At 61.7% G+C, this 11,788-nt stretch carries 5 protein-coding genes; 3 read left to right on the forward strand and 2 right to left on the reverse strand.

Going from position 1 to position 11,788, the window contains the following annotated elements:
* The first annotated feature begins 186 nt into the window (after positions 1-186).
* From J3O30_RS26200 to glgB, 3 genes are read left to right on the forward strand one after another with little or no spacing between them, the layout of a single operon-like run.
* Positions 187-3,411 carry an alpha-1,4-glucan--maltose-1-phosphate maltosyltransferase gene (locus J3O30_RS26200; protein ID WP_207584694.1) on the forward strand — a complete coding sequence of 1,075 codons (3,225 nt, stop codon included), beginning with the start codon at positions 187-189 and terminating at the stop codon, positions 3,409-3,411.
* Positions 3,412-6,693 (forward strand): maltose alpha-D-glucosyltransferase, encoded by a 3,282-nt coding sequence (gene treS / locus J3O30_RS26205; protein WP_207584695.1) that lies wholly within the window; start codon positions 3,412-3,414, stop codon positions 6,691-6,693.
* Positions 6,690-8,900, forward strand: coding sequence for a 1,4-alpha-glucan branching protein GlgB (gene glgB, locus J3O30_RS26210; protein ID WP_207584696.1), 2,211 nt, complete (start codon positions 6,690-6,692; stop codon positions 8,898-8,900). Before treS ends, glgB begins: the two co-directional genes overlap by 4 nt.
* A 6-nt stretch (positions 8,901-8,906) precedes the next feature.
* On the opposite strand, the gene J3O30_RS26215 is transcribed toward glgB, so the two are convergent.
* A complete protein-coding gene (locus J3O30_RS26215) occupies positions 8,907-10,535 on the reverse strand; it encodes a thiamine pyrophosphate-dependent enzyme (RefSeq protein WP_207584697.1) in 1,629 nt (542 codons plus the stop codon).
* Between the two features lie 27 nt (positions 10,536-10,562).
* Positions 10,563-11,753 (reverse strand): amino acid aminotransferase, encoded by a 1,191-nt coding sequence (locus J3O30_RS26220; protein WP_207584698.1) that lies wholly within the window; start codon positions 11,751-11,753, stop codon positions 10,563-10,565.
* Positions 11,754-11,788 lie beyond the last annotated feature (35 nt).

An 11,788-nucleotide genomic window follows, 5' to 3' on the forward strand; every position in this document is an offset into this window, starting at 1 on the left:
CTCCTGGGAGAGGCGAGACTACCCAAAAGCGGCATGAATCCTCAAGCACTCTCTGCATCATTGAGCGCCGTTGATGAGCGAACGTCGGTGCGATCGGTGATCGTCGCGCATCGCGAATTGGCGGTTTCGGTGGAACAACCACCGCCAAGGGAAGTTTGCATGGAAAGCAACTCGAGGCGGCGGCCGATGCCATTTTCTACGAACCAGGGTGTGTTGAGCACCCCACCCCGGATCTATTATGTCAATCCGCTTCTACTTCAGGGCATCGACGCATGGCGCGAGGTTTTCGACCATGCGGCGGATACGGGTTTCGATCGTGTGCTGACGGCGCCTCTCTTCGACCGGGGCGGGGAGTGCAGCGTCTTTGCCCCGCGGGACTTCGATCGCCTCGATCCTCCGCTGTCGCTCGGGAGCGCGGTCGAGGATGGGGTAGCGCGCTTGGCGGAGGCTGCCGGCAAGAGCGGTGTCGCCTTGATGATGGACCTGATGCTCGATGGCAAGTCTCGGGATCCCGAAGCGGGCTTTCATCCCGTCGACCCCCGTCGCTCACCATTAGACCCGGCGGAGCCGATGTCCGCGATGGCGGCGGAGTCTCAATCCCGGCTATTGGAAGAATGGACCGAACGGCTGCGAAGACTGGCCCCTCTAGGCCTCTCCGGCTACCGGGTGCTCGGGATCGATCGCGCCGCGCCGACGCTCTTCAAATCGCTGATTTCGGCGGTGCGCGAGAAGGCGGACGCGCAATTCTTCGCCTGGACCCCCGGCACCGATTTCGGCGCGAGGGAAGCGGTCAAGGATGCAGGCTTCGATGGATGTTTTTCATCGATGGCCTGGTGGGATTTCGACGAGAGATGGTTTATCGAAGAACACCGCGTGCAGGCGTTATTCGGCCGGCAGATCGCCTTTCCGGAGCCGCCATTCTCCCGGCGGATCGCGCACGGAACCGAGAGCCGCGAAATCCTCGAACGGCGCGCCGTCCGTGCGCTGCGCCTTGCCGCCGCGCTCGGTGGTGGCGTGATGGTTCCGATGGGCTTCGAGTATGGCGCAGCCACGCCGCTCGATCCGACCCATGGGAATGGAACGGGCTTGCGAGGCCTGCGCCATGACCTCGCTTTCGATATCTCCTCCCAAATTCGCCTTGCGAACACGGAAATCGGCAAGAACCCAGATGCCTTCGCTGCAACGCTTCGGCTCATCCGCAACGCCAATGGCCCGGTCTCAGCGCTTCTGCAATCCGAGGCGGAAGACCTTCGCAGCACGGAGAATGTGCGCTTCATCTTAATCAACAGGGACCTTCGGAAAAGCGCGCCCGCTCCGGTTACGGCACTTCGCGAAGCGGCTTCGGGTTTTCTTCCCGTGGCTGCCGGCAGCGCGGCTCTACGGCTGCGGGCAGGGGAGACCCTGGTAATCGAAGGCAAAGCGCCGGCACCGATCACATCCCGGCCCATTCTCGATATCGAGCAGGCGACGGCGTCGCCGCGGCTCGCCATCGAAAACATCCTGCCGCGCGTCGATGAAGGGCGCTTCCCAGTCAAGCGAGTGGTCGGCGACATCGTCACCGTCGAGGCAGATATATTCGCAGACGGCCACGACCCGATCGCCGCCGTCCTGCTCTGGCGGCCGCTCGATGCGGCGGACTGGAACGAGACGGAGATGCAGCTGGTCGAAAACGACCGCTGGCGCGCCGAATTCCTGTTGGAGCGGACCGGCCGCTATGAGTTTGCCGTCGAGGCATGGAGGAACCTGTTTGCGATCTTTCGCTACGAACTGACGAAGAAGAACGATGCCAGGCTGGACCTGAAGCTCGAGCTGCAGGAGGGGGTGAATCTCGTCCGCTCGGCTGAGACCCAGGCCAGCACAGCGCTCAGCGCGGAATTGAAAGCCCTTGCCGACCGTCTCGAACACGCGCCGGATGCCGAGCGCGCGGCGATCCTGCTTGATCCTAAGACATCGGAACTGATGAACAAGGCCGACAGGCGGCCGTTTCGGCTTTGCTCGGCGGCAAGCGCCGTCGATGCCGAACGCAAGGCCGCCGCCTTTGCCAGCTGGTACCAGATCTTCCCGCGCTCGCAGAGTGGCGATCCGGACCGGCATGGCACGTTCGACGACGTCATCGCGAGATTGCCGGCCATCCGCGATATGGGCTTCGACGTGCTCTATTTCCCGCCAATTCATCCGATCGGTTCGACCAACCGCAAAGGCCGCAACAACAGCCTGAAAGCCGCGCCGGATGATCCCGGAAGCCCCTATGCCATAGGCTCGGAGGATGGCGGCCACGATGCCATCCATCCAGAACTTGGCGAGTTCGAGGATTTCCGGCGGCTGATCGAGGCGGCGGGCCGGCATGGCCTGGAGATCGCCCTCGACCTCGCAATCCAGGCGTCGCCGGATCACCCCTGGCTCACGGAGCATCCTGGCTGGTTCGACTGGCGTCCCGACGGCACGATCAAATATGCCGAAAACCCGCCGAAGAAATACGAGGACATCGTCAACGTCGATTTCTACACCAGGGATGCGCTACCTTCGCTATGGGTGGAGCTCAGGGATGTCGTCCAGCTTTGGGTGGACCAGGGCGTCAAACTTTTTCGCGTCGACAATCCACACACCAAGCCCTTTCCGTTCTGGGAATGGCTGATCGGAGACATCAGGGCGCGTCATCCCGATGTCGTCTTCCTGTCGGAAGCCTTCACCAAGCCGAAGGTCATGTACAGGCTGGCAAAGATCGGCTTTTCCCAGTCCTACACCTATTTCACCTGGCGCAATGCCAAGTGGGAACTCGAGCAATATATGCGGGAGCTGACGGAGACGGCGGCGAAGGAATTCTTCCGCCCGCATTTTTTCGTCAACACCCATGATATCAATCCGGATTTCCTGCAGAACGCACCGCGCCCGGCCTTCCTGATCCGCGCAGCCCTTGCCGCCACCCTCTCGGGCCTGTGGGGCGTCTATAACGGTTTCGAACTTTGCGAGGGGCGCCCCGATGCCAAGCGCAAGGAATATGCCGATAGCGAGAAGTACGAGATCCGCGCCTGGGACTACGACCGACCGGGCAACATCATCGCCGAGATCAGCATGCTCAACCGCATCCGGAGTGAAAATACCGCGCTGCATTCACATCTCGGGCTGACGCTGCTGAATGCACGAAATGGCAATATCCTGTTTTTCGAGAAGGCAAGCCGTGCGCGTGACAACGTCCTGCTGATCGCCATCAGCCTCGACCCCCACAATTTCCAGCAAAGCGATGTCGAGCTGCCGCTCTGGCAGTGGTCGCTCGGGGATGGCGGCACGCTGGATGCCGAAGATCTGATCGGCGGGCATCGTTTCAAGTGGACTGGCAAATGGCAGAGCATCGGGCTCAATCCCCACGTCCTGCCCTATGCGATCTGGCGTATTCGCTCAAGGGAGGCATGAATGGACACGACGAATACCGATGGCTCGCATCAGCCGCTGTGGTACAAGGATGCGATCATTTACCAGCTGCATATCAAGTCGTTCTACGACGCCAATGGCGACGGCGTCGGCGACTTTGCCGGTCTGCACCAGAAGCTCGATCACATCGCAGCGCTCGGCGTCAACGCCATCTGGCTGCTGCCGTTCTTTCCCTCTCCGCGCCGCGACGACGGCTATGATATCGCTGATTACGGCAATGTCAGCCCCGACTACGGGACGGTGGAGGATTTTCGCGCCTTCGTCGATGCCGCCCACCGGCGCAATATCCGCGTCATTATCGAGCTCGTCATCAACCACACCTCTGACCAGCATCCCTGGTTCCAGCGCGCGCGCCAGGCGCCAGCGGGGTCGCCGGAGCGCGACTTCTACGTCTGGTCGGATACCGATCAGAAGTTTCCGGAAACGCGCATCATTTTCATAGATACGGAAAAATCCAACTGGACATGGGATGCTGTCGCCGGCGCCTATTACTGGCACCGCTTCTATTCGCATCAGCCCGACCTGAATTTCGACAGCCCGCTCGTCATGGAGGAACTCCTGAAGGTGATGCGCTTCTGGCTGGAAACCGGCATCGACGGGTTTCGCCTCGACGCGATCCCCTACCTCGTCGAGCGTGAGGGGACCATCAACGAAAACTTGCCGGAAACCCACGCAATCCTCAAACGCATCCGCGCTGCGCTCGATGCCACCCATCCCGGCGTGATGCTGCTTGCCGAGGCCAATCAATGGCCGGAGGACACGCGCGAGTATTTCGGCGAGGGTGACGAATGCCACATGGCCTTCCACTTCCCGCTGATGCCGCGCATGTATATGGCGATCGCCAAGGAGGACCGGTTTCCGATCACCGATATCCTGCGGCAGACGCCTGAGATTCCCGACAACTGCCAATGGGCGATCTTCCTTCGCAACCACGACGAGCTGACGCTCGAAATGGTGACCGACGCCGAGCGCGACTATCTTTGGGAGACCTATGCATCCGACAAGCGTGCCCGCATCAATCTCGGGATCAGGCGGCGCCTGGCACCGCTGATGGAGCGCGACCGCCGGCGGATCGAGCTGATGAACGCGCTGCTTCTCTCGATGCCGGGAACGCCGGTGATCTATTACGGCGACGAGATCGGCATGGGCGATAATATCTACCTCGGCGACCGGGATGGGGTCAGGACGCCGATGCAATGGTCTCCGGACCGCAATGGCGGCTTCTCCAGGGTAGACCCGGCGCGTCTCGTCCTGCCGCCGGTGGCCGACCCGCTCTACGGTTTCGAGGCCGTCAACGTCGAGGCGCAGAGCACTGACGCGCATTCGCTGCTCAACTGGACGCGCAAGATGCTGGCGCTGCGCGGCAGGCATCCGGCCTTTGGCCGTGGTTCGTTGCGGTTCCTCGCACCGGAGAACCGCAAGATCCTCGCTTACCTCAGGGAATATGAAGGCGAGACCCTGATGTGCGTCGCAAATCTCTCGCGGCTGCCCCAGGCCGTCGAACTCGACCTGTCGAGCTTCGAGGGCCGCGTGCCGATCGAATTGACCGGCATGTCGCCCTTTCCGCCGATCGGCCAGCTGACCTATCTGCTGACACTGCCGCCCTATGGCTTCTTCTGGTTCCAGTTGGAGGCCGATGCCGACCCGCCGGCATGGCGCACGGCGCCACCTGAGCAGCTTCCCGATCTGGTGACGATGGTCATCCGCCGTGGCCTGCTCGATCTCGTCGATGAACCCAAGCTTGCACGGGTCCTCAGCACCGAAATTCTGCCTGCCTATCTCGGCAAGCGGCGGTGGTTCGGGGCGAAGGATCAGCCGCTTCATGCGGCGCGGCTGATCTCCGCAACGCCGATACCGTTTGCCGACGGGATCGTGCTCGGCGAATTGGAGGCCGTGCTGCCGAACCATAGCGAATCCTACCAACTGCCGCTGGCAGTCGCCTGGGACGATGCGCAACCCTCCGTGCTGACCCAGCAGCTCGCGCTCGGACGGGTCCGCCAGGGCAGGCGGGTCGGCTTCCTGACGGACGGATTTGCCGTGGAGGCGATGGCGCGCGGCATCCTGCGCGGGCTTGGCGACCGCTCACGCATTACCGGCCGCACCGGCACACTTGAATTTCTCGGCACGGAGCGGCTCGACCGTCTGGCCGTTACCGACGACCTTCCGGTCCATTGGCTCTCGGCCGAGCAGTCCAACAGTTCGCTGATCGTCGGCGACCTCGCGATGATCAAACTGATCAGGCACATCTTTCCTGGAATCCATCCGGAGGTCGAGATGACGCGCTATCTCACCCGCGCCGGCTATGACCACACCGCCCCCTTGCTGGGCGAGGTCGCGCACACGGATTCCAGCGGACGCCGTTCGACATTGATCATCGTCCAAGGCGCGATCCGCAATCAGGGCGACGCCTGGAACTGGATGCTGAACAATTTGCGCCGTGGGGCAGACGAACTCGTGCTCAACGATCCGGCCGTCCAGCCCGGCGACGATGTCTTCCAGCCGCTGATCAGCTTCGTCGCGATGGTCGGCATGAGATTGGGCGAACTGCATGTCGTGCTCGCCGGCGAGACCGGGGACGAAGCCTTTAGCCCGGTCGTCGCCGGCGACAGCGAGGTCGACACGATGAAGAAGGCGGTTGCCGGCGAGGTCGCTTATGCCATGTCGAAACTTGCCGAACGCGAGGAGAATGCCGATCCCGCGATCGGCCTGCTCGCAGCACCGCTTCTTGAGCGCCGCACCGAACTCGCCGAGCTTGCCGCGACGCTTGCGGAGGCCGCACGCCATACGCTGATGACTCGCACGCATGGCGATTTCCATCTTGGCCAGATCCTCGTCAGCGAGGGCGATGCCGTCATCATCGACTTCGAGGGCGAGCCTGCTAAAAACCTGGCCGAGCGCCGCGCCAAGACCAACCCGCTGCGCGATGTCGCCGGGCTTTTGAGATCGCTGAGCTATCTGGTGGCCACCGCCCAGCTCGACAACGACGCCGTCATCGAACACGAGAACGAAGTCCGGCGCGACGCCATCGCCCGCTTCGGGCGCCAGGCAGAGGAGGCGTTCCTCGGCGCCTATTCGCAGGCGGTGTCGGCATCGAAGGCGCTTTACATGCCGTCCGGTCAACGACGGAGGGTTCTCGATGCCTTTCTTCTCGAAAAAGCCGCCTATGAGATCGCCTATGAAGCCCGCAACCGGCCGAAATGGCTTCCCATTCCGCTCTCCGGCTTCACCGAAATCGTTTCGCGTCTGGCGGGGGTCCCGGCATGAATGTTGAGCGCTCGGAACTGCTGGCGGGCATCGGACAGGATGAGCTCCAGGCTCTGATCGAGGGACGCCACGGCGATCCTTTTTCGATCCTCGGCCCCCATGAAAGTAGCGGCATGACGATCGTGCGCGTTTACCTGCCCGGCGCCGACGCGGTCGATCTCATCGAGGCGGCGAGCGGTCGAGTGGTGACGCCTTTCAGCATCGCCCACCCCTCCGGCCTGTTTGCGGCGGCGACGGTCGCCAGGGCGGGATACCGCCTGCGGATCACGTGGCCGGATGCGGTGCAGATCACCGAGGACCCCTATAGTTTCGGCCTGTTGCTCGGAGAACTCGACCTCCATCTGATCTCGGAGGGCACCCACTATAGTCTGAGCCGGACGCTCGGCGCCGTGGCGATGTCGATCGACGGCATATCAGGCGTTCGTTTCGCCGTGTGGGCCCCGAACGCGCGGCGGGTCTCGGTCGTTGGCGACTTCAACGCCTGGGACGGTCGGCGAAACCCGATGCGGCTGAGGCAGTCGGCGGGTGTCTGGGAGCTGTTCATTCCCCGGCTGGCGCCTGGCGAACGATACAAGTTCGAGATCGTCGATGCTGCTGGAACCTGCCTGCCGCATAAGGCCGATCCGGTGGCGAGGGCGAGCGAGGCCGCCCCATCCACAGCGTCCATCGTCGCATCGTCGACGTCATTTCGATGGAGCGATGACGGCTGGATGAAGGGCCGATCCCGGCAGGCGAGGCTGGAGGGCGCGGTCTCGGTTTATGAGGTGCATGTCGGCTCCTGGCTCCGCGACCAGAAAGACGGCAACAGGTCGCTCGACTGGGTTGAACTCAGCCAGCGGCTTGTCCCCTATGCTCGTGACATGGGCTTTACCCATATCGAGCTGCTGCCGATTATGGAGCATCCGTTCGGCGGCTCCTGGGGCTATCAGCCGCTTGGCCTGTTTGCCCCGACCGGCCGATATGGGACGCCTGAGGATTTCGCCTATTTCGTCGACCGCTGCCATGGGGCGGGGCTTGGCGTCATCCTCGACTGGGTGCCGGCCCACTTTCCCACAGACGCCTGGGGACTTGCCCGCTTCGACGGTAGCGCGCTCTACGAGCACGAGGATCCGCGCGAGGGTTTTCACCGCGACTGGAACACGCTGATCTACAATCTCGGCCGCAACGAGGTCAAAGGCTTCCTGATCGCCAGTGCGCTGGAATGGCTGGAGCGCTACCATATCGACGGGTTGCGCGTCGATGCCGTGGCATCGATGCTTTACCGTGACTATAGCCGCAATGAAGGCGAGTGGGTTCCCAATCAATATGGCGGCCGCGAAAATCTGGAAGCGGTCGAATTCTTCAAGCACCTGAACAGCATCATTCACGAGCGCTGCCCGCATGCGATGACAATCGCCGAGGAATCGACGGCCTGGCCTGGTGTCACGAAGCCACCCGAGCAGGGCGGCCTCGGTTTCGACATCAAATGGAACATGGGCTGGATGCATGACAGCCTGAGCTACATCGAGAAGGATCCGGTCTATCGGAGCCATCATCATGGCACGATGACCTTCGGCATGATCTATGCCTATTCGGAGCGCTTCATACTGCCGATTTCCCATGACGAGGTCGTCTATGGCAAAGGCTCGCTGCTGACGAAGATGCCGGGCGACGAATGGCAGAAATTCGCCAATCTGCGCAGCTATCTCGCTTTCATGTGGGGACATCCCGGCAAGAAACTGTTGTTCATGGGCAGCGAAATCGCCCAGCCGGGCGAATGGAACCACGACGCTTCGGTGACCTGGGATGTACTGGATCGGCCCCAGCATGTCGGCATTCAGCGGCTGGTGAAGGATCTGAACAGCCTTTACAGGGACGAAGCCGCATTGCAATTCGGCGACTTTCATCCCGAGGGCTTTGAATGGGCGGCAGCCGACGACGCCGTCAATTCCGTCCTCGGCATGCTCCGTTATGCCCCCCATCGCACTTCCTCTCTCCTGGTCGTCTCGAACTTCACACCGGTGCCGCGTTACGGCTACCGGATCGGCGTGCCGAAGGATGGAGTGTGGGTCGAAGGGATAACGACGGATGCGCGGGAATATGGCGGCTCCGGCCTCGTCAACGGTGCGCTGTCGAGCGAACCGGTCCCCGCCCACGGCAGGGCAGCCTCCCTGTCGTTGACGCTGCCGCCGCTGGCGACGATCTTTCTCAAGGGACCATCGTCTTGATGGGCATCAATCGGCGTGCGGAGCCGGATGAATGAAAGGCCAGGGGCTCGCCTCTGATCCCTTTTCGATCGGAACCTCGATGAGAACCGGTTCGTCGAGAGACAGAGCTTTCTCGATGGTGGCTTTCAATTCGCCGGGGCTCGTCACCTTGAATGCGCGGATACCGAAGCTCTCGGCAAGAGCGACAAAATCAGGATTGGTCAGGTCCGAGCCGAGATAGCGGCCTTGATATGCCTGCTTCTGGTCTCGCAACACATTGCCATAGGCGGAATTGTTGAAGACGATAGCGACGACATTGATCTTGTGCTGGACGGCAGTGGCAAGCTCCTGAACGCCGAACATGAAGCCTCCATCGCCTGAAACAGAGACCACAGCTTTGTCGGGATTGGCGACTTTTACACCCAAGGCCGTGTTGAAGCCGAAACCCAGATTGTCTTGATAACCGCATGTCACATATTGGCGCGGACCATAGACCGGGAAGGCAAACCGGGCGGTAAAGCCCACCTGGCTGACCTCCTCGACGAAGAAGCCGTCCCTCGGCAGGGCTTGGCGAATGGCATGGAGATAGGCAAGCTGCGGCTGCACTTCCGAGAACCGGGACTTGGCGCCTTTGTTGAGATCGGCAAATTCGCGGGTGCGATCCTTGCTGGGCGATTCTGCCAGGGTATCGAGCAGAGCTTGCGTCGCTGCCTTGGCATCGGCGACAATGCCGACATTCGGCTTGAGGCGGACCATCTCGGTCGGATCGATATCGATGCGGATCACTTTGAGGCCCTTGGGGAGCCACTTCCATCGCATGAACTGCAATTCGAGCCGGCTGCCGATCCCGATCAGCACGTCGGTGTTCTTCCAGTATTCATAGGCGGCGACAAAATTCAGGGTGTTCGGGTGGTCGTCGGCGACGATGCCCTTGCCGGACCGATGGGAGGTGACGGGCGATTGCAGCAATTTTGCAAGCGCGGCGATCTCGGCGCCGGCATCTACGGCACCGCCGCCAACCATGATCATCGGGTTCTTGGCGCCTGATATCAGCGCGGCTGCGGCAGCGACCTGATCGTGGTTGACTGCTGGGTGAGGGGCTCTCGAACCGATGGGAAGTTCGATTTCAGGGCCGGATTGGCCAAATACATCCCAAGGGGCTTCGACCGCTCCCGGACCCTGGCGGCCGGAAAGCATCTTGCTGACGACGTCGGCCATGACAGGACCGGCCTCCGACAGGTGATTGATGCGCTCCGCCGTCTTGGTAATCCCGCGCATCGTCGCGAGTTGATCCGGCAGCTCGTGCAACTGTCCTCTGCCCTGACCGATCAAATGGGACATGATGTTGCCGGTGATGCAAAGCACCGGCGAATTGGCGCCGTAAGCCGTGCACAGAGCCGCGCCGGAATTGAGGACGCCGGGGCCGGGCACGACGGTGTAGGCGCCGATCCGGCCGGTGGATTTGGCATAGCCGTAGGCCATATATCCGGCGCCCTGTTCGTGCCTGGTGTGGATGAACCGAACTTTGTCGCTGGCACCGTAGAGGGCATCGTTGAAATCATACATATGGGCGCCCGGGATGCCGAAGACCGTGTCGATCCGATGGCCGATGAGCGAACGGGTCATCGCCTGGCCGGTCGTTTCTTTCCTGCTCATTTTAAAACCTCAAAGGCTTGAGTTCGCTTAGGCCGACATCGATGATTTTAGGCAGCCTTCAGCGCGAAGTGCGGCGACGATGGCGCAGGCATCGTCCGGCTGCATGCCCGCAAGGTTCATACGACCGGAATCGGCCATATAGATGCCGTGCTTGGCTCGAAGCGCTACTGCCGTTTCTTTCGACATGGAGAGATTGGAGAACAGACCGCGCTGCTGGCTAATGAACGCCAGATCGGGAGCAGCGGCGGCAAGCGCCGCACGATTGCCGTTGACGCGCTGGCACATCTCCTCGAGTTCGGCGCGCCACATTGCCGACATTTCGTCACTCTCGAGGATGGTTCTGACGATCGCGGCGCCATGGTCGGGCGGCATAGACCAGTTGACACGGGCAAGGGCCGCCATGTTGCTTTCGGCCTTCCCGGTGTCGTCGACATTGCGGGCCATGACATAGAGCGCGCCGACACGCTCGCGATAAAGGCCAAAGTTCTTGTCGCAGGAATAAGCGATCAGCGCCTCATCGACGGCATCGAGGATCATGCGTGTCGGCGCGGCGTCATGTTCCAGACCGTCGCCGAGCCCCTGATAGGCAAGATCGATGAACGGCACCAGCTTCTGTGCAACAAGCAGTGCGGTGATCTGCCGCCACTGCTCCATGGTGAAATCGATGCCGGTCGGATTATGGCAGCAACCGTGAAGGAGCACGACGTCGCCTTCCCCCGCGGAAGACAAGGCTTCGATGACGCTTTCGAATTTCACCTGCTGTAACGTCAGGTCGACAAAGGCGTACGCCTTGACCGGCAAACGCGCTGCGCCGAAGATCGGCGCATGGTTTGGCCAGCTCGGCGTCCCGAGCAGAACCTTCGCCGACGGATTTGCTGTTTGGATGAGTTCGGCGCCTAGACGCAGCGCACCGCTTCCGCCCGGTGTCTGAATGCCGACAAGGCGATGACCGAACGTCGGTGATTTTCCGAAAATAATAGGCTGCAGCAGGCGCACGAATTGCAGATCGCCTTCCGGGCCAAGGTATTTCTTGCTGTCCTGGGTCTCGAGAAGAAACTGCTCCGCTGCCTTCACGGCACGCATCACCGGCGTGCGTCCCATGATGTCGCGATAGACGCCGACGCCGAGGTCGACCTTTCCGCTGCGATCGTCGGCGTGAAAGGCCTTGATCAGGGCAAGTAGGCTGTCGGCTGGCCGGCTATTCAGTTGGTCAAACATAAGTCCACCTCCGTTCCATCTCTTGGTCGGAGATT

This window comes from Rhizobium sp. NZLR1 (assembly GCF_017357385.1).
Taxonomy (GTDB): Bacteria; Pseudomonadota; Alphaproteobacteria; order Rhizobiales; family Rhizobiaceae; genus Rhizobium.